At 61.8% G+C, this 18,393-nt stretch carries 20 protein-coding genes and 4 pseudogenes; 10 read left to right on the top strand and 14 right to left on the bottom strand.

Annotated elements, in window-relative coordinates; translation table 11 throughout:
* Window positions 1–24 precede the first annotated feature (24 nt).
* Window positions 25–1,257, bottom strand: a complete 1,233-nt coding sequence (locus T331_RS18570) for an MFS transporter (RefSeq protein ID WP_162173915.1) — start codon at window positions 1,255–1,257, stop codon at window positions 25–27.
* Between the two features lie 30 nt (window positions 1,258–1,287).
* Window positions 1,288–2,616 carry a carbohydrate porin gene (locus T331_RS0114785; protein ID WP_162173914.1) on the bottom strand — a complete coding sequence of 443 codons (1,329 nt, stop codon included), beginning with the start codon at window positions 2,614–2,616 and terminating at the stop codon, window positions 1,288–1,290.
* 128 nt (window positions 2,617–2,744) lie between these two features.
* Here T331_RS0114785 and T331_RS18565 point away from each other — a divergent pair, with 128 nt between their 5' ends.
* The 3 genes from T331_RS18565 (at window position 2,745) to T331_RS0114770 (ending at window position 5,636) form a co-directional block, all read left to right on the top strand.
* Complete coding sequence (locus tag T331_RS18565; RefSeq protein WP_051622409.1) at window positions 2,745–4,478, top strand: thiamine pyrophosphate-binding protein; 1,734 nt, start codon at window positions 2,745–2,747, stop codon at window positions 4,476–4,478.
* Window positions 4,471–4,911 (top strand): GlcG/HbpS family heme-binding protein, encoded by a 441-nt coding sequence (locus tag T331_RS0114775; RefSeq protein WP_026440581.1) that lies wholly within the window; start codon window positions 4,471–4,473, stop codon window positions 4,909–4,911. The genes T331_RS18565 and T331_RS0114775 overlap by 8 nt, the downstream gene beginning before the upstream one ends.
* 89 nt (window positions 4,912–5,000) lie before the next feature.
* Window positions 5,001–5,636 (top strand): GntR family transcriptional regulator, encoded by a 636-nt coding sequence (locus tag T331_RS0114770; protein ID WP_026440580.1) that lies wholly within the window; start codon window positions 5,001–5,003, stop codon window positions 5,634–5,636.
* A 225-nt stretch (window positions 5,637–5,861) separates the two neighbouring features.
* Here the strand turns inward: T331_RS0114770 and T331_RS20045 are convergent, their stop codons facing one another.
* Complete coding sequence (locus T331_RS20045) at window positions 5,862–6,083, bottom strand: type II toxin-antitoxin system HicB family antitoxin (RefSeq protein ID WP_155992737.1); 222 nt, start codon at window positions 6,081–6,083, stop codon at window positions 5,862–5,864.
* A 24-nt stretch (window positions 6,084–6,107) separates the two neighbouring features.
* Here T331_RS20045 and T331_RS20570 point away from each other — a divergent pair.
* Both T331_RS20570 and T331_RS18560 read left to right on the top strand, forming a co-directional pair.
* A pseudogene (locus T331_RS20570) lies at window positions 6,108–6,479 on the top strand (IS66 family transposase); the annotation flags it as partial.
* Window positions 6,480–6,531: 52 nt separating this feature from the next.
* A pseudogene (locus tag T331_RS18560) lies at window positions 6,532–7,029 on the top strand (transposase); the annotation flags it as partial.
* Between the two features lie 112 nt (window positions 7,030–7,141).
* Here the strand turns inward: T331_RS18560 and T331_RS18555 are convergent.
* From T331_RS18555 to T331_RS0114735, 3 genes are read right to left on the bottom strand one after another with little or no spacing between them, the layout of a single operon-like run.
* Complete coding sequence (locus T331_RS18555; protein ID WP_051622408.1) at window positions 7,142–8,281, bottom strand: NAD(P)/FAD-dependent oxidoreductase; 1,140 nt, start codon at window positions 8,279–8,281, stop codon at window positions 7,142–7,144.
* Window positions 8,278–8,931 (bottom strand): methyltransferase domain-containing protein, encoded by a 654-nt coding sequence (locus T331_RS0114740; RefSeq protein WP_205619825.1) that lies wholly within the window; start codon window positions 8,929–8,931, stop codon window positions 8,278–8,280. The genes T331_RS18555 and T331_RS0114740 overlap by 4 nt, the downstream gene beginning before the upstream one ends.
* 35 nt (window positions 8,932–8,966) lie before the next feature.
* Window positions 8,967–10,031 (bottom strand): type III polyketide synthase, encoded by a 1,065-nt coding sequence (locus T331_RS0114735; RefSeq protein WP_008495317.1) that lies wholly within the window; start codon window positions 10,029–10,031, stop codon window positions 8,967–8,969.
* A gap of 392 nt (window positions 10,032–10,423) precedes the next feature.
* Between T331_RS0114735 and T331_RS19560 the strand changes: the two genes are divergently transcribed.
* Window positions 10,424–10,576, top strand: coding sequence for a cold-shock protein (locus tag T331_RS19560; RefSeq protein WP_244876970.1), 153 nt, complete (start codon window positions 10,424–10,426; stop codon window positions 10,574–10,576).
* Window positions 10,539–10,856 (top strand): hypothetical protein, encoded by a 318-nt coding sequence (locus T331_RS20040; protein ID WP_008495315.1) that lies wholly within the window; start codon window positions 10,539–10,541, stop codon window positions 10,854–10,856. The genes T331_RS19560 and T331_RS20040 overlap by 38 nt, the downstream gene beginning before the upstream one ends.
* A 704-nt stretch (window positions 10,857–11,560) precedes the next feature.
* On the opposite strand, the gene T331_RS0114725 is transcribed toward T331_RS20040, so the two are convergent.
* From T331_RS0114725 to T331_RS20170, 5 genes and pseudogenes are all read right to left on the bottom strand, one after another.
* Entirely contained in the window at window positions 11,561–11,770 is a 210-nt protein-coding gene (locus T331_RS0114725; protein ID WP_026440578.1) for a cold-shock protein, read from the bottom strand.
* 265 nt (window positions 11,771–12,035) lie between these two features.
* Window positions 12,036–12,410 (bottom strand): transglutaminase-like domain-containing protein, encoded by a 375-nt coding sequence (locus T331_RS18545; RefSeq protein ID WP_008495312.1) that lies wholly within the window; start codon window positions 12,408–12,410, stop codon window positions 12,036–12,038.
* A 10-nt stretch (window positions 12,411–12,420) separates the two neighbouring features.
* Window positions 12,421–12,978, bottom strand: coding sequence for a hypothetical protein (locus T331_RS20035; protein WP_008495311.1), 558 nt, complete (start codon window positions 12,976–12,978; stop codon window positions 12,421–12,423).
* Between the two features lie 154 nt (window positions 12,979–13,132).
* Window positions 13,133–14,878, bottom strand: a complete 1,746-nt coding sequence (locus T331_RS0114715) for an AMP-binding protein (protein ID WP_035180332.1) — start codon at window positions 14,876–14,878, stop codon at window positions 13,133–13,135.
* Window positions 14,878–15,090, bottom strand: a pseudogene (locus T331_RS20170) (MSMEG_0569 family flavin-dependent oxidoreductase); the annotation flags it as partial. The pseudogene T331_RS20170 and the gene T331_RS0114715, both read right to left, overlap by 1 nt.
* On the opposite strand from T331_RS20170, the gene T331_RS18530 reads away from it, so the two are divergent.
* The gene (locus T331_RS18530; RefSeq protein ID WP_051622407.1) at window positions 15,089–16,291 is read left to right on the top strand and encodes an MFS transporter; all 1,203 of its coding nucleotides are present in this window, start codon (window positions 15,089–15,091) and stop codon (window positions 16,289–16,291) included. The pseudogene T331_RS20170 and the gene T331_RS18530 overlap by 2 nt on opposite strands.
* Here T331_RS18530 and T331_RS19555 read toward each other — a convergent pair.
* From T331_RS19555 to T331_RS0114695, 3 genes and pseudogenes are all read right to left on the bottom strand, one after another.
* Window positions 16,288–16,525 (bottom strand): annotated as a pseudogene (locus T331_RS19555) (phosphomethylpyrimidine synthase ThiC); the annotation flags it as partial. The gene T331_RS18530 and the pseudogene T331_RS19555 sit on opposite strands and share 4 nt — an antisense overlap.
* Before the next feature lie 150 nt (window positions 16,526–16,675).
* Entirely contained in the window at window positions 16,676–17,197 is a 522-nt protein-coding gene (locus T331_RS0114700; RefSeq protein WP_026440576.1) for a GNAT family N-acetyltransferase, read from the bottom strand.
* Window positions 17,197–17,511 (bottom strand): type II toxin-antitoxin system TacA family antitoxin, encoded by a 315-nt coding sequence (locus tag T331_RS0114695; protein ID WP_240376722.1) that lies wholly within the window; start codon window positions 17,509–17,511, stop codon window positions 17,197–17,199. Before T331_RS0114695 ends, T331_RS0114700 begins: the two co-directional genes overlap by 1 nt.
* Window positions 17,512–17,540: 29 nt before the next feature.
* Between T331_RS0114695 and T331_RS20030 the strand changes: the two genes are divergently transcribed.
* Together T331_RS20030 and T331_RS18525 are read left to right on the top strand one after the other, a co-directional pair.
* Window positions 17,541–17,894: a hypothetical protein gene (locus T331_RS20030; protein WP_155992734.1), complete on the top strand. Its 354-nt coding sequence runs from the start codon at window positions 17,541–17,543 to the stop codon at window positions 17,892–17,894.
* On the top strand, window positions 17,881–18,201 hold the full coding sequence (locus tag T331_RS18525) for a hypothetical protein (protein WP_211248737.1): 321 nt from the start codon (window positions 17,881–17,883) through the stop codon (window positions 18,199–18,201). Before T331_RS20030 ends, T331_RS18525 begins: the two co-directional genes overlap by 14 nt.
* Window positions 18,202–18,393 lie beyond the last annotated feature (192 nt).

The following is an 18,393-nucleotide window of genomic DNA, read 5'->3' as shown; positions in this document are numbered from 1 at the left end:
TTGGCCGTCTCTGCCGCGTTGCGTTCAGCCTTCGCGCGGCGCCGGAACCGGCGCGTCATGCAAGCTGGCGTGGATCTGGCGAGTTTCGCGCATCGCCAGCCCTAGCAGCAACACCAGTACCATCCCCGCACTAGCCAGCACCAGCGGCGCGGCAAGGCCAAGATGCTGGGCCAGGACACCACCCAGCATTGGACCGCAGAGTGCTCCGCCAATTTCTCCGCCCATGCCTGCCAGGCCAATCGCCGCGCCTTTCAGGCTGGGCGGTACGGATTCCGCGGGGATAATGGTCAGGGTGAGTGCCGCCGTGATCGAGCCCGTGGCGGTGAGGAAAATCAGTGCCGCCAGAAGCCCGGTCATATGGTAAAGCCCCGGCACCAGAAACAGCAACGGCATCAACATGGCCAAGGCTGCGGCCACCAGCAAAGCCGGGCGTCGGCCGATTTTATCCGACACAGCGGGCCCGCAAAACCCCAGAACAAATGCGCCAATGCCGGAAGCGCCGATCAAGAATCCGGCCATGGTCGGGCTCTGCCCCATCACCCGGGTGATGTAGAGCGGGGCGAACACGTTGAAGGCCAGCAGCCAAGTTGCCTGGCCAATGGCGGCGAAGATGCAGAGCCATACGTTACGGTAGCGCAGAAGCCGCCCCAGATCGGCTTTCGCGGGTTCGCTGCGCAGATGCTTCTGTGGCTCGCGCACGAAAACCAGCATGATCAACGCCAGCACCAGCCCTGGAATGCCAGCAACAGCAAAAGCCCAGCGCCAGCCAACGGCACTGGCGATCTGCGTGGTCAGGATCGGCCCTAGGCCGCCGCCTACCAGCGCCGCGGCGCTGATGACGATGCCCATGTTGCGGCCGCGCCGCTCCTGCGGCGTGGCCTCCGCCACCAGCGCGGCGATCACCGTCCAGCACGGCCCTTCCGCCGCGCCGAGCAGGATGCGGATGAGCAGTAATTGTCCAAAATTCTGCGCCAGCCCGGAAACGGCGGAGAACAGCGAGAACAAAATCATCGCCGGAATCAGAACGGGTTTTCGTCCAACCCTGTCGGAGAGCTGCCCGAAGATAAAGGAGGAAATTGCCCAAGCGAAGCTGACACCCGCCGCCAGCACGCCAATCTGCGCCGGGCCGATGGCAAGTGCTTTAGCGATGTAAGGGCCCAGGAAAAGTTGCGCCATACGGTCCAGCATGACCGTGCCAATGCCCAAAAACATCAATATCACGAGGCGCGGCTCATATCCGGCTTTGATCTTAGTCATGCCTGTCTCCTCCATTGTTGAGTTTTTCTTTCAGGACATTGGCGGTTGCGGCAAGCCAAGGATCTGCCCGAGAAACACCACCAGCGTGGCGCCAAACACCATGCCGTTGCGCGGCAGGCGGGGCTGAAATGGATTGAAGAAGGCATCGGGATTGATGTAATATTGGAAGGTTGGCTGCAGTGCGATGCCAGGCAGCAGCATGTAGGAGCCGTTCACCTCGAACCGCCATTCATTGGATGAGCCCATCACATCCGCGCCGCCCGCGGCAATGCGGGCATCGCGCTGAAACATCAACTCTCGGCTGCCAATATCAGCATATTGGAGTTTCAGCCCCAGCGTATCCAGCGGCATGCCCGTGTGAAAATAATAATTGACGCCCGTATAGAACTGCGCCCGCACCGGGGCGCTCGCGGTGAAGGAATAGGACACACCGCCATAAACATCAGTATGAACCGGCGGCACGCCCGGCGGGGCGGCGGCTGACCAGAGGGTCTGGTTGAAACGCAGCACCAGCCCATCCGTCCCGGTATAGGTGACCGGGGCCGTGCTGGGGTTGAACACCTGGGAGGTGCCCGCGACGGTGATATAAGGATCCGGGACGGTTGAAGTATTGTGGAAATACATCAGCGAATAGGCGCCAGGGTGGCGGCTATCGGCAAAGCTCGTGTGCCGTGCCAGCTGAAACAGAATCTCCGCGCCGATGGCATGGTTGGTGCCCCAATCATAGCCGTTGGTCACGCGGGCATCGTAGAAATCATCCTCGAAGGCGCCAAGCTGAACATTGTCTTGCTTATCCAACTGCAACTGGGCCCTCCCGCCCCAGACGCCATAGGGATAAGGCGGCACATCGTTATCGATGAGAAAAACCGGGTCCTGACAGGTGAAGAAATTATCGCAATTCGGCGATGAGAAATGCCGTAGCGGATTCATCCGGCCGACTTCAATATCCAGCCGCCCCTGCAGCAACTTCTGTTCATAGGTCAGCTCGGAAAGATAAGTGTGTTTGCCCACAGCATTATACGGCAGCCCGGGAAGAATGCCGCCGACATTGGAGGTCATATTCTGACCTGAGACGAAGGTGAAGATCGCTTGCTCGAAATGAATGCTGGCCCCAGGGATGCCCGCTAACTTATTCAGATCGACATCGATATGCGGAATCAATGCTCCCGTGGAGGAGGTCGTGCCCGTATTGAAGCCGGTGCTCGGGTTGGCCATGAACTGGTTCAGATAGATCGCGCTGACATCGATCCCCTGGGATGCGAGGGCATTAGCAGGCTTGGACAAAAGCCCATCGGCATAAGCAGGCTGGAACGCACCCACCGCGAGCAGCGCGGTTGCCACGAAAAGTTGCTGTCGCATTTTGAACTCATCTCCCCTTTTTTCTTGGCTATCGCCGGGGCCGTAAAATCGGCCATCTTTATTGTCGGACAATTTAGTCATATTATATTGAATGATGATATGCAATGGCTTATTCATCTCTCCACAAGATGAATTCAACGGGGGACATCATGCCGGAGGGTAACAGCAATGATCTGGGCGAGGGCTTGATCCGGCTTTCAGGGGGCCGTGCGCTGGCGCGCGCCTTGCGGCCTGAGGGCATCGACGCCGTGTTCGGAATTGCCGGCGGCAAGATCGCGCCCTTTTTGCAGGCCGTTGAAGAGGAAGGGCTACGCTATATCGGCGTCCGGCATGAGGCCGCGGGTGTGATGATGGCGGCGGCACATTATGCCGCAACCGGGCGCATGGCGCTGGCCTTCGCGGAGCTTGGCCCGGGCAGCGCCAATGCCGTTGGCGGCCTGGCCTCCGCGCTGAATAACCGCTTGCCCTTGCTGTTGATCACATCGAATAACAGCCATGGCGCGGCATATCCGGCCAAGGGCGGGCTGATGGAGATCGATAGCGCAGCCATGCTTCGTCCGCTCACCAAATGGAGCGCTGTGGTGCATGACCCGAAGCGTCTGCCAGAGCTTGTCCGCGCCGCTTTCCGTGCCGCCCTCACCGGCCGGCCGGGCCCGGTCCATCTGGAATTGCCGCAGGATGTGCTGGAAGCGCAGACGGTTTTTCCAACCGGCGCGTTTGCGCGCGCGCCGGCGACCTACCGATTGACCACCCTGCCCAGCCCGCATCCCGATGCGGTTCAAGCCGCCCTCGCTTTGCTGCGTGGGGCGAAGCGTCCCTTGCTCATCGCGGGGGGCGGGCTCGCCCGTTCCGGCGAATACCAACCCTTGCGTGCACTTGCCAAAAGATTGAGCGCGGCGGTAACCACCACGCAATCGGGCATCGGCATGGTGGCCAGCGATGATCCTGATTTCTTTGGCCATGGCGGCGCCATTGGCGGCCCTGCCGTGTTGCGCGCGCTGCGCGAGGCGGATGTGGTGCTGGCGCTGGGCATGCGTGTCTCCTCCTGGTTCTGGCGCAAGGGAGAATGGCTGGGGGCTCCGGGCCAGGCGATCATCCAGGTGGAAAGCGATCCCGAAGCGCTCGGCCAGAATACGCCGCTTAGCCTGGGCATTCTGGCCGATGCGGCCGCCACGGTCAGGGCATTGGCGCAAGCCTGCCCGGGGCCCGGTATTGCCGACCCGGCCTGGGTGGCGGGGCTTGCTGCGGAATGGCGGGGTTATCAGGCGCAGCTTGGCGCCGATGCCAGCGGGCCGGTGATGCACCCGGCGGTTCTGGCACGCGCCCTTGGCGCGGCGCTGCCGCCAGACGCACTCGTGGTTTACGATGGCGGCCATACAAGCTTCTGGAGCAACGACCTCACTCCAGTGCTTGAGCCGCGCACGCGCTTTCACGAAGCCGGCATGGCGCAGCTCGGCTTCGGCCTGCCCTATGCACTGTCCCTCGCGGCGCTGCATCCCGGCCGTCCGGTGGTGAACATCACCGGGGATGGCAGCTTCGGCTTCACCCTGCAGGAGCTGGACACCGCACGGCGCTACGGGCTGAACGTGGTGAATATCGTGCATAATAACGCCTCCTGGGGCGTGATCGCCGCTGGCCAGACCCGCAAGGGGTTCAGGCTGGGCGTGGATCTGGAGGGTACGGATTACGCGGCCATCGCGCGCGGGTTCGGCGGATTCGGCGAAACGGTGACAACCCCGGAGGCGCTTGCCCCTGCCCTGGCGCGCGCCTTCGCCGCGCAAGCCCCGGCGGTGCTGGATTGCCGAGTGAGTTTCATGCCGCATCCCATGCTGCGGGCCATGGGGGAGATGTTCGATGTCTGAGCCGATCTTCGCAGATTTGCCGCTGGAAACCGCACAGGAGATTCTCCGCGGCACATTGGCGGCGGGGCGGGAAGCTGAGTTGTTGCCGCTCGCCGTTGCGGTACTGGATGCGCGCGGCGTGCTGAAAGCCTTCGCGGCGGAATCCGGCATCGCGCTAGGGCGGCCGGATCTGGCCATCGGCAAGGCGAATGCCGCGCTGCAATTCGGGCTGGATACGCGCGAGCTGGCGGAACGAGCAAAGGCGCTGCCACAATTCTTCACCGCTGCGGGGCAAAGCCTGCATGGCGGCTTCGTCCCCAATCCCGGTGGCATATTGATCCGGCGGGAGGATGGCGCGCTGCTGGGGGCCATCGGTGTTTCGGGAGATATCGGGGACCGGGACGAAGCGGCGGCATTGGCCGGGTTGCAACAGGCCGGGCTGCTTCGTGGCTGACACTCTTCCGGCGGCGCGGACCGAGTGCTAGCCTTGCCGCAATGGCAGCCTCTGAGACAATGGACGTAACAGCAAATAACGATTCAGTCGTGGATATTGCGGCGCAGGCCATTCTGCACGGCATCAAGGCCGGGCACTATGCCCCTGGTCAAAGGCTGATCGAGGCGGAGCTGATCAAACGCTTCAGCATCAGCCGTACCGCCTTGCGGGAAGCTTTTCTGCGGCTGCAAGGCGATGGCCTGGTACAGATCGAGCGCCATCGCGGCGCCATCGTCCGGCATCTGAGCAAGGATGAGCTACGCTGGACCTTCGCGGTGCGGCGGGAGCTGGAGGGGTTGGCTGCGGCTTTGGCCGCGCCAGTGCTGGCGGCGGACCCGACTGAGCTATGCCGGCTGTGCGACATCGCCGCCGAGGCCGCGCGGAAAAGCGACATGCAGAGCTTCAGCACCGCCAACGACGCGTTTCATAAGCTCATCCGCACCGCCAGCGGCAATCCCGTGCTGGACCAAGCGGCGCAGAGGCTGGGCAACACCATCCTACTGGCGCAGTTCCGCGGCCCCCTGGAGCAGGAGATGATGAGCGGCAGCTTGGCCGAGCATGATGCGATGGTGCAGACCCTGCTGACCGGTGATGCAGCCGCCGCCCGCGTTGCGGCCGAAGCGCATGTTGATGCTTCGCTGCAACGCTTTCTCTCTCTGCCCAACGGCTTTTTCGCGACGCCCTGACCTGCGCTGCTTCAGGGGGGATGAGATTGTGCAACAGACCGAGCTCGCAGAGCTTCATCCAGAACGGTGGATTGCGCTTGCCACCCATGCCCTCAGGCGTAGCACCGACAATCACATCGCCAGGTTCCTGCCGGGTGAGCCGGAGCAATATTCGAGCTGGTGCGGACTATGAAGCAAACTTGACTTGCTACTGTCTGGCTAATTTAGCCAATCGGCAATTTAGGATTATATTCCTAAATCAACTTCGCTAATGATCCACCCACCGAAGTCAGGATTTCCTCTCACCGTCTCTATAGTAGAGGGCTTGGGTACCGGATCGCCATCTTCTACAGCAACCTCAATGGCGCAATTATCCATGCTGCTGGAGGGGATCGACTGGCGCGCGCCGGTGCGCAGCTTTACACTGGAAACGGCCTGCTGATTCGTAAAAACTCGTGATATTTTCATGCGATTCGGCTAGATTAAAAGCCGATGGATGCCGCTGCCGAGATTGTCAGCCTGCGAGCCCAACTTGCCGAGCGCGAAGCAGAGCTGGCGACGGCGCACCTGCTTATCGAGCAGTATAAAGCGCAGTTGCACAAGCTGCGGCGCATGCAGTTCGGGCAATCGTCCGAGGCGCTGGACACGCAGATCGAGCAGTTGGAGTTGCAGCTCGAAGACCTTGAGGAAGCTGAAGCCGCACGGGTAGCAGCAACCCCGCAGCCACGTCCGGCCCGCTCACCGGCGGTGCGCAAACCTTTGCCGGTGCATCTGCCGCGTGAGGATGTGGTGTACCCAACTGCCGAGGTCTGCCCCAATTGTGGCGGCACGCATCTGGTCAAACTCGGCGAGGACATCACCGAGGTGCTGGAGAAAATCCCGGCCCGGCTGAAAGTCATCCGCCATGTGCGGCCGAAAAGTCATGGGCGCATCCTGGCAGCGCTGTCGGGTGCATTGGATGAGGAACGCGCTGTCCTATGTCCCGAAGGCCCAGCAGAACATGGCATCCGCCGCGTTGCGCCAGGCGTTCATCCAGCCTGACCGCGCCAATGCCAGCCAGACCCTGCGCCATGTCGCCGATCAGCTCCGCGGCAAGTGGCCAAAGCTCGGCACGTTTATCGATGACAGCGAGATCGACGTGCTGGCGCACATGGATTTTCCCACCCAGCACCGGACCAAAATCCACAGCACCAACCCCTTGGAACGCTTGAACAAAGACGTCAAACGCCGCGCCGATGTCGTAGGCATCTTTCCAAACGAGGCAGCGATCATCCGGCTGATCGGTGCCGTGCTGCTGGAGGCAAACGATGAGTGGCAGACACAAAACCGGTATATGCAGATCGAGGGAATGGCTGAACTTACACCCCCGCTGATCAACGCTGAACCAAACCAGATTTCCACCGCAGCCGCATGATCGATGGCCACTTCAGCTACACCAGAATGTCCACCACATTGACGGACGCTACCCTCCTTTCTAAACCAGTTTGTCTCAGTTCAACTGGTTCAAAAATCCCCACGCAGGCCACTTATCTGAGTGAGCACAAGCCGGGCCGAGCTTGACTCTGGCAGCGCGCCAGCGCCGCCTCGGGCACGCGGGTCCAGGCAGCGGCACGGGCGAGGGTTGCGGGCCACAAAGCGGCGCCTGCGAACAGAACGGGGCCAAGCAGCGGGGCGCTCAGCGCGTGATGCAACGCCCCGGCACGAAACACCTGCCACCTTACATCGGTCCGCAACTGCTGGTGATACGTCTGCGCGCTCGCACCGGCGATGATTGCAGCCGCCGCCAGGGCTGCGCTGTGCAGGGCGATCGCCAGCCCGTCCCCGGTGAAGGACTGGATGACCGCCGCCTGGTCGCCCAACCGGAACAAATCGGGCGGGTCCGCGGCGTGGGGCCGATGCAGGAAGCCGAACGGCATGCCAGCGATGGCGAGCGGCTCCGGCAGGCGGTCAGCCGCCTTGTCCAGCCTTGAAGCCAGATGCGGGATAGTGCGCTGCAGCCCGGCCAGCAGCGCCGGCCATTTATTGCCGGCCTCGCGCAGCACCGCCTTGTCGACCAGCAAAGAGAGGTTGGCGAGTCCGTCCTCAACCATCTGCAGACCGGCATAACCGCCGCGGAACATGATAAGCTCGACATGCTGCACGAGTTCTGACTGCGGACCGGCGGCCAGAGAGAAATAGGATTTGAGCCCGACCAGCCGGCCGGGCCGGGCCGGGCGCGCCGCGCCACGCACCTCATGCTTGCCGCTGGCCAGCACCAGCGTGGCAGGATGCAGAACCTCGCCGCCGACCTCAACGCTGATCCCGCCGCTGTCGATCCGCCGTACCGCCTGGCCGCGCCGCACACGCACCCCGCTTTGCTCGGCCACATCCAGCAGCGTCTCGTCCATGCCCCGGCGCCGCACGCCGCGCCCGGCGAAGGGCAGCGGCGCGGTGATGGTACGGCCGCCGCGCACCAGCCGCAGTCTGGTGATCGGCTGTCCGCCCAGCAGCGCCGGGGGCAGCCCGAGCCGGGTGAGGTAGGCCTGCGCCTCGGCGCTGACGAACTCGCCGCAGACCTTGTCGGTGGCGGCGGGTTCGCGCTCGATCAGCGTCACCGCCCGTCCGGCCTGCGCCAGGGCAATGGCACAGGCCGCTCCGGCCGGGCCGCCACCGACCACCAGGATCATGTCGACACCGCGTGGCGGAACAGCGGCTGCCAGGTAATGCGTGCTTGCACCCCAGCCCGCGCCAGCAACACCACCCACTCGGCCCTGGTGAAACCGCGGGCGATGGAAATCTGCCCGTCGACACGGACGATCGGGTGCCAGCCGAACAGCCGGGCGAGTAGTGGATAGCCGTGATAGGCGAACCAATGCCGGTGCAGGTCGGCAATATGCCAGCCTTGCGCGGCATGCGCCTCTAGCCAGCCGAGTAGCTGGACGATCTGGTCATCCGGCAGATGGTGGGTGAATTGCGAGGTGACGATGAAATCCGGCTTGCGCGGCGGCTGGAAGGCGAACACATCGCCGGTGAGGTATGTGATCTCCTCCCCCTCTCCGGCGGCGCGCGCCGACGCCGCGCTGCGCGGGTTCAGATCCAGCCCCATGAGGACGACGGGCCTCTGCCGACGCCGCGCCCAGTCAGCGATGGCGCGCAGTAGATCCCCCTGCCCGCAGCCGACATCCAGCACTGAGATTTCTCTCCCGCGCGGCAGGGCTCGGGTCTTGCCCGACAGCCAGCGCAGGGTCGCTCGATGGGTCAGCGTCACCCGGTTGACCCCCGCCAGATCCGCCAGGCAGCGCCGATACGCCGCCTCGTCCATGGCCGGATCATCCATGGCCTCACTTTGGGTCGAGCGCCGGGACAAATCCATCAGCGGGCGGTGAATCGGAAGGTTTCGGTGACCATGCCGGGGCCAAAGGCCATGGCCAGCCCGCGCTGGCCGGGTGGCGCGGTTTTCAGCATGCCGGCCAGGACAAACATGATGGTAGCCGAGGACATGTTGCCATGCGCGTCCAGCACCGCGCGCGACGGCGCCAGCGCCGTTTCCTCCAGACCGAAGGCGCCCTCCACCGCATCCAGCACGCTGCGCCCGCCGCCATGCACGGCCCAGAGCTGCAGCGCCTGCGTGCCTTCGCCGCGCAGGATGAAATCCGGAGCAGCGCGCAGCGCGGCGGCAATGCGCCCGGGTACCTGCCCGGAGAGATGCATGACGAACCCCTGGTCGCCGACATGCCAGGAGATGAAATCCTCGCTGTCCGGAATCAGGACGCTACGGAAATCCTCCAGCGCGAAGCCGTGCGGCTCAGCAGTAACCAGGGCCGCCGTGGCGCCGTCGCCGAACAGCAGGAAAGTCAGCGCCACCTCCAGCGCGTCGGTCTCCTGCATGTGCAGGGTACACAGCTCGAGATTGACCACCAGCACCCGCGCCGCCGGGTCTGCCAGCACTGCCGCCTGGGCGATGCGCAGCGCCGGCACCGCCGCCGCACAGCCCATGAAGCCGACCATGGTGCGCTGCAGATCCACGCGCAGCCCCAACCGGGCGGCGAGGATCTGGTCCAGCCCGGGGGCCATGAAGCCGGTGCAGGAGGCGACGACGAGATGCGTGATCTCCTGGGCCCGGCCCTGCAGGTCGAGCTGGCTGACAGCCTGTTCCGCCAATGCTGGGGCATGCGCGGCGTAGGTTCGCATGCGCGCCGCGGTGCCCGGAAAGGCGCCGCGGCGGTAGAAGCCCGGCGTCGGGGCGGCGGCCTCCACCATGCCGTCCTGGTGCAGCACGGAATAGCGGTGCGAAATCCCCGCCCGCCTGGCCATCCGGTGAAACAACGCCCGCTGCCGCTCATCGGGCAGACCGCGAGCGGTGTAATCCTGGAAAGCGGCGTGGACGTCATGAGGCGGCCGCGCCGTGCCGATCCTGTTGATATACGCCTGGGTCATTTCCTACTTCATTGTTGTTGGGAACCGCTTCTATAAGCAGGATCCGCGCGCTGGTTTACGACCAGCACAATACGGATCGATCATCTCGCAGCATGAACCCTTCCCACAACCGAGTCCACCGGCGGCTAGACATGGGTGCCGAACTAATCACTAAATACTGAGAATTACGACACAGTTTTCGATTGTATTTTTCTGCATGAGGGCCCATCTAGGAGAAGGATATCTTGTTTATCCGGATGTTGTGTGCCCTTGAATGCGATGCTCATCTGGTGGCTTTCCTCTCTAGAGAACAATTCGATCCACACCATGTGGATGCCAACGTATGATGGAGATGCACCACGCCACAGGGTATAGTTAAATGGACCAATTTACAAAAAAGCCTTGGCTTTATTATGCTTGATGACAAATCAGAGGATGTGTTCGTCCATATTTTCGTCGTCGAGCGTTCGGGTCTCGATCATTGGAATGACGGCCAGAAGATCACCTATCATCTGGAAGATAGTCAATATGGTAAAGTATCGGCAATTAACTCACAAGTTACCTGACTTCGGGTGTCTTGTTATTGAATCGGAACAGATTGAAAAGGTGATTATGACACAACATAAGTTCGCTATCGGGCAAACGGTCGACTTCAGGCCGGGGCCGCACGAACCAAACGCCAACCGTGGCCTCTATACCATTCGTCGTCAGATGCCTAGTGAAACACGTGATTTGCAATACCGCATCCAGAGCAATGAAAACGGACACGAGCGTATGGTTCGTGAAAGCCAATTAAGCGACACCGGCCCGCAGATATTCAGGACTGAGCGCGCGAAGGTCGACTGACATTCGGATCTTTCCAGCATGAATATGAACAACGGAGTACGCCGCAGCTTTTTTTGCGGCTCGTGTCTCCGTGAAGGACGAAATATCTCCTTGATCGACCTAAATGCTGCACACTCATGAACGGATCATGTTAAAGCTGGATTGTACCGCTCTGATCACGCAGTGATTTTTACGATGATCGCTGTGAGCTATGCACTTTTTGCATTTAATTCGATCACGGGATCTTGAGGGCGACTATTGTTCAGCAAGGTTAACCAATGATATTTTCAACGATCTCGCGGATCTCGGCTTGTGTAAGTTTGAACGCAGGTACTTTCCTGGTGTACTCGGTCTGAATATCCGGATCGGGTATTGCGCGGGTTATAATTGTACGGCTGACACGCATGTTCTGCGCTTGCGTACGAAAATTAGGGTAAAGCAGGTCGTCTTCCTTGGCCGGCGGTCAACCGACAGTTTATGGTGGGGCCATTCGTAAAGAAACGAATAGCAGATGTGCTACACTCTTCACGGTCAAATAATGAAGATGAGAATAAAAGGAGCTTATCGTGCGATGCACTTAAATTGCATGGCGCCGTCCAATCGATAGTATCGGGAGTCCGGAATCACGTCTTCACTAGGCAGAGAGCTTTATAGATAAGGCGGCATGGGCCGTCTTATCTATCCGGCGGGATTTACAGCTTAGGCAATGGCAAAATTGCTGACGCTTAGACAGCCGCCAGATTATCCACTGCTTTTTTACCGCTACGGCGGTCCGTGACGATTTCGAAGCTCAACTTCTGCCCTTCTGTGATGACGCGCATGCCAGCACGCTCTACAGCCGAAATATGTACGAAGACATCATCGCTTCCGTTATCGGGTTTGATAAAACCAAACCCCTTGGCCGTATTGAAGAATTTTACGGTTCCAATATTCATGACGATTCCTTTCAATCAGTCACACGGTTCAACCCGCGGCGCGGAATGCGCCACAAGCTATTCAGATCGACTTTGAGGAGGAAGATCGTCAACAACGCGATTAACGCGGGAAACAAAGTTCAGTAGCAAGATCGATAAATGGTAGTATGGGCGGCTCCGCTGTGAATTGCAAGACCGCGCCATGGTACCGTGGCATCAGACACAAACTCGGCCATGCCGGGTTTCAGAAAACGGCGACAATCCCATCAGGGCCCCGCGCGCACGGCTACGGCTCCACTGACGACGCATCCACCTCATACGTCCAGATCCGGAAAGATTTCAGCACATGCGGGCCGAAGGAGTTGATCAAGGGTACATCGGCCGCGTCCCTGCCTCGGGCAACAACGATCCGGCCGATCCTTGGAACATTATTGCGTGGATCGAAGCTATGCCATTTTCCACCGATAAACACTTCGATCCAAGCGCTGAAATCCATGGGATCAACCACCGGCACACCGATATCTCCCAGATGACCGTTCACATAGCGTGCGGGAATATTCAGGCAACGGCAGAAGGTAACCGCCAGATGCGCGAAGTCCCGGCACACCCCAACGCGCTCATTGAAGGCTTCCAGCGCCGTGCGGGTCGCGCGTGCCTGCATATAGTCGAACTTAATATGACCATGGACAAAGTCGCATATTGCCTGCACGCGCGCCCAGCCGGGCTGGATCTTGCCGAATAAGTCCCAAAGCCTGGTCTGGTGTCCCGCAGAACCGCGCCAGCGCCGCACTCATCTCATTCGCCAGCTCCTGGCTCGCGCAGCGCAGCCTCCAGCCGGCTGCCTGGCCGCTAATGCCGACATCCAGCACGAAATCCTGAAAGCCATTTTCCACCACGCAGCGCGCCTGCGCGGCTTCGATCAGCGCCGCAGGATAGATGGCGGACTGGACCGATAAGCCATCCATGGATGCCAGGAATACCAGCCCGCGGGGCGCATCGAACGCCAGCCCACCGCCGCGCGCGAAAAAGCTCTCGCTCTGCGAAAACCGCCCGGCGAAGGGCGCCAGGCTCGCTTGCAGCCGCTGGGATGTTGAGCGCGTCATCTGCTGCTGCAGCCATGCACCGGCCCCCAGCCAGGCGCGGGTGGGCAGCGAGGCGACAACGCACAGCACCAGCGTCAGGCTGATGAAAACCCAGTGGAATGTGGTCGCGGCAAAACTGTAATGCATCTCACACCTCGAAATTGAATGGAAACAACATTCAGTCAATCACCGCCATTCACAATGCCTGATATAGGCCATCATATGACAGAATAACAGTGAAAAGCTGGCATTACTGCCATCAATTTCGAATTAAATGCATTCAATTTAAAGGTTAATACAGTCAATCAGACACGACTTGTACCGACAGCGCTTGGCGGATGATCTTGCCGGATTTCGTGCGCGGCAGCTCCTCCACCAGCACGATCCGTCGCAGCCCGACAAACGCCCCCAACCTCTCGCGCACCAGGGCGATGATCTCTTGCTGCAGCTTGGCTCCTGCCTCCGGATGCGGCACCACGAACCCGACCGGCTCCTCCCCTCGCAGCCGGTGCGGCGCGGCGATAACGGCGCAGGCCATAACCCCCGGATGATCTGCGATGGCCGCCTCGATCTCTCCCGCCCCCAGGCGCCGACCGGCGATGTTCAACACGTCATCCGTACGGGAGAGGATGCTCACTCCCCCATCCGGCGCGATGACGCCGTAATCGAAACTGCGATAATAGCCGGAATAGGAGAAGCAGGTTGGCGTGGCGCCCCACATGCCGGTCAGGCAGCCCGGCGGCAGAGGCAAGCGCACGGCGATCTCCCCGGCATGACCCGGCGGCAGTTCCTGCCCCTGCACGTCCAGCGCGCAGAGCTCATAACCCGGCGCGGGGCGCAAGCTGCTGCCTGGCGCGGCATAATCACCCAGACCGGCGAAGCTTCCCGCCATGGCGCTGCCGGTTTCGGTCTGCCACCAATGGTCCAGCACCTTCACCCCGGTGGCATGCGCGGCCCAAGCGCTGTCGCCTGCATCCGCCCGCTCGCCCGCCAGAAAGATGCGCCGCAGCGGCGGCAAGGGCGGCGGCGCGGCCTTGGCAAGACGCAGAGCGCGCAGCACCGAAGGCGACGTAAACAGCACCGCCACCCGATGCCGCTCGCAGATATCCCACACCGCCCGGCCCACGGCGCCTTCGGCCAGCACGGTGGCGCAACCCGCCAGCAGCGGCGCATAGAGCCCGTAGGAATGCCCCACCACCCAGCCTGGATCTGCGGTGGTGAAGAACACCTCACCGGCCCCGAGTCCATAGACCGTGCGCATGGACTGCGCGAGTACCACGCCATGGCCGCCAGTATCGCGCACCACGCCTTTTGGTCGCCCCGTGGTGCCTGACGTGTGCAGGATATACAGCGGCGCAGTGGCGGGCATCGGCACCGGCACGATCGGTTCGGCGTACTCGAGCGTGGCGAAGTCGCTCTCTGCGGGGCCGAGCAGGGCCGGCGCGCCTGGGCGCTGCACCACGACCAGCTTGCGCTGCGTCGCCTCCCGCACGCCGGGAAGCAGCGGCGTGGCACGGCCGGCGCGGTAGGTGGCGCTGGCGGTGATCACCAGCTTCGGATCGACATCCTCGATCCGCCGCGCCAGCTCAGCCGGCGCGAACCCGGCGAAGACGACGACATGCACCGCACCCAGCCGGGCGCAGGCCAGCATGGCGACGAAACATTCCGGAATCGGCGGCAGGCAGATCACCACCCTGTCCCCTGGCTCGACCCCGGCCGCGCGCAGCCCCCCGGCAAACCCGGCCACACGCGCCAGCAGCGCCGCGTAGGTGAACATATCACTGGCACCGCAGGCGGGGCTCTCCCAGATCAAGGCAGCCTGCTCGCCGCGCCCGGCGGCGACATGCCGGTCCAGCGCATTGGCGCAGAGATTGAGCACGCCGCCGGGAAACCAACCGGCCTGGCCGTCCGGGCGCAGCACAAACCCTGCCTGAGGCGGGCGCACCCAGTCGAGCACCCGCGACTGCGCCATCCAATAGCCCTGCGGATCCTCCAACGAGGCTGCATATTCGGCTTCGTAGGTGCTGGGCCAAGCTGTGCCGTCCATCAGACGCTCGCCCGCGCGGTGACGATCTGCTGCACGATGAAGGCGGCATCCCGCGCCACGCCAGAGAAGCGCCCCGAGCCCCATGTATGCAGCCAGGGCAGGCCAAGGAAATACAGCCCCGGCTGCGCGGTAACCCCGCGCCGATGCGCCGGGCGCCCGGCGCCGTTGAACACCGGCGCATCCAGCCAGCCGAAATCGGGCTTGAAGCCGATGCTGCGCAAGGATCTCGGTCTGAGTGTTTCCCAGCTTGGTTTGATTTTCAGCATCTTTTTCCTGGGCTACGCCGCTTTCAATTTCATCGGTGGCTATCTATCAGACCATTACGGCCCCAAGCGTATTTATGCACTCGGCATGGGTGTCTGGTCGCTGTTCAGCGGGCTGACCGCCATCGTCACCGGGTTCTGGCAGCTGATGCTGTTCCGCATCGTCTTCGGATTCGGCGAAGGGCCGATGGGCAGTGTTTCCAACAAGACGGTGCGTAACTGGTTCCCCCGCAATGAATCCGGCTTCATGGTCGGTGCTGCCACGTCGGGTGGAAATCTCTTCGGCACGGCGATCTCCGGTCCGATCGTCGGGCTGTTAGCGCTGGAATTTGGCTGGCGCGCGGCCTTTGTAGCCACCGCCGTTTTGGGCCTCGTCTGGCTGTTGCTTTGGCTTTTCTTTATGCAGGACAAGCCGTCGCAAAGCCGCTTCGTGAAATCAGGTGAGGTTGCCTACATCGAGGCTGGCCGTCCCGCCGCGGCGCTTGCAGCCACCTCCGCGGCGCCGCTGCGGACCTACCTGGTCTCGGCGACAATTCTAGCGATTGCGCTTGCCTTCTTTGCCGCAAATTATACGCAATATTTTCTGCTCTCCTGGATGCCGAGCTATCTCGTCAGCGCCCGTGGGCTGAATATAAAGACGATGAGTATAGTCAGCGTCATTCCCTGGCTGGCGGGGCTGGTTGGTTGTGTGCTCGGCGGCATGCTGTCGGACCGTCTGGTGCGCAGCCATCGCGGGCCGATCTTTGCAAGAAAATTCATCATCATCGCCACATTGCTGCCAGTGGCGGTGTGCCTAGTGCTGTTGATGTATGCGCGAACAACCTTCCAGGCGGTTGGCTTGATGGCGCTGGTGCTGTTCCTCGAAGGCATGACGCCGATGGCCTGCTGGGCGACCATCCAGGATCTGGTTCCGGCCCAACGCGTTGGCGGTGTCAGCGGGTACGTGCATCTGCTCTCGAACATTGCCGGCATCATCGGGCCGGCCCTGACCGGCTTCATTATCCAATATGTCGGCGGGTATGGCGCGGCATTTCTGGTTGCGAGCGTTGTTGCCGTCATCGGCGCCGGCGCGGTGGCGCTGCTGGTGCGCGCCACCGGCAAGGCGGGGCAGGGGGCAGGGGTGAATCTGCCCGCCCCCGCCGAGCATTAGTCTTTGGCTGTCACATAAAGCGCGCCGCCGGCCTCGGGTGAAGGCGGCGCACATCGTCTCCAGCCGCTCCTGGCGTTTTGCTTCGGCGCGGATATCTTGGCTGATCTTCATCGAGCAGAATTTCGGCCCACACATTGAACCGAAATGCGCGTTCTTATGCGCCTCCTTCGACAGCGTTTCATCGTGAAAGGCCCGCGCCGTATCCGGATCCAGTCCGAGATTGAACTGATCCTCCTTAGGACGGCATAGCCAGCCCGCGTGAGCACATGTTCACGCGTCGCTCACCTTTCATCCCGTGATCCGCTGACAGGCGTAAGGCCGGCATCGGAGTATTTGGCCGACTTTCTGCCCTGATGTGGCATGAAGTGAAGCCAGGATGGCAAATCATGTCTCGCCGGCGGCCTTCAACGAAGCGGCGATATCGCCGATCGACCGGAACAGCATGAGCGCATTGTCTTTCGACGGCAAAAACCCCCGGCGGCGCCAGAACGCGGCGGCCTCATCATCAATGGCGTTGACCATCACCGCCCGCCCGCCGATCAGCGCGGCCCCATTCACGCTGCGGGCCAGCGCATGGTTGAGCAACCCAATACCAATCCCCTGCCCCGCCCAGGCCGTGTCTGTGGCAAGCTGGCCGAGTAGAATACACGGCATCGGGCTCGGCGGCTGGCCGGTGCGGATGGCGCGTGGCAGGGTGGCTGGAACAACAGCGGTAGGGGCCAGGCCGTAGTAGCCCACCACTCCGCCCGCCACATGGACCACCATGACCACGGAGAATCCTTTCTGCTGGTTGGCCAGCGCCCGGTTCTTCAGCCAATGATCGAGCGAAGGCTTGCCGCAGGAGAAGTGGGATACATCATGCCCGGCATGCAGAAGCTCCGGTGCGGAGAGCAATACCTCCCCCATCAACGCGTCGTGGTATCTTTTTCCCACGGCGCCTTGCGGCGCAGAGAGGCCACCATTTCCGGCACGGGCGCCGCGGGGGCGGACACGGCTTGAACAAACGCCTCAAACCCTTCCGGGCTCATACGCACCAGCGTGCTTTCCATCAGCACCTCCTCGGCCGCCCGCACCGCGGCTTCCCGCACAAAATCCGTGCGCGAGCGCCCGCGCAAATCCGCCGCACGGTCGATAATCGCGATATCGCCTTCCGGCAAACGCATCGAGAGCGGATGGTCTTTACGCTTGGGCGAGGCGGTCATGGCGGTGGTTCTTGTCATGAGCGGAACATAGTTGATTGTAGCGCTTTATGCAATACAAATTAGCCTTTCTCTCACCACCCGCGCCGCCGCAATTGCCGGGGTTGATCCACCCACCCGGGCCCTCGCTCGGCCCGCTGGCCAAGCTCACGCCAGAATTCTACATCACTCTGGCGGCTTGCCGCCTGGCGGTGGCTGAGGCCGGCAAGCATTTCCGCCAAATTCGCGCCAATACGAGCCACCCGCCCCAGCGTCCCACCATGGCACCGGAGTTGTGCCACCAAGCCAGACATCTGCTTCTCAAATGCCTGCGCAATCCGGCGGCTCAACATCCTTCCCCGCAGCATCGAAGCCTGCTCCAGGTGGACCCCATCATCGAAGGGCGGCCGCATGAAGATGGCTGAGCAAGTTATATCACTACTGAAAGCACTGCGCGTTCTGATAGTGGAAGACGGTGCAATTATCGGATCGCTGTACATCGATCTTATGGAGGAGATGGGCCACACCGTCTGCGCGATCATCGCCACGGAGACCGTGGTAGTGGCAGCTGCTGCACGGTGCAAGCCGGATTTAATGATTGTTGATGTCACATTGAGTGAAGGCAGCGGCATGTCGGCGGCTGAGATAATTTCAGCGACGGATTCGTTCCGCATGTGTTTGTCAGCAGGATTGCCGCATCGGTGCGGCCCGCACGATGAAGCGCGATCATGATGCAGAAGCCCTTTCAAAGCTCGGACTCGGCACACGCCATTCAGCGCGCTCTTGCCGCCGCATCCCATGGCTGAAACTCCCGACAACGCCCACATAGTTAAGGCATCTCTGAATAAGGGTTGATTTTCAGGCCCGGCATTTTTGTCCGTTGGCGGAACGTCATTGGCGACGTCTTGGCTGATTGGTTTCGTT

This window comes from Acidocella facilis ATCC 35904 (genome assembly GCF_000687875.1).
In the GTDB taxonomy this organism is placed as follows: Bacteria; Pseudomonadota; Alphaproteobacteria; order Acetobacterales; family Acetobacteraceae; genus Acidocella; species Acidocella facilis.
Note: the sequence above shows the minus strand (reverse complement) of the source record. Positions and strands in the feature narration are given on the sequence as shown.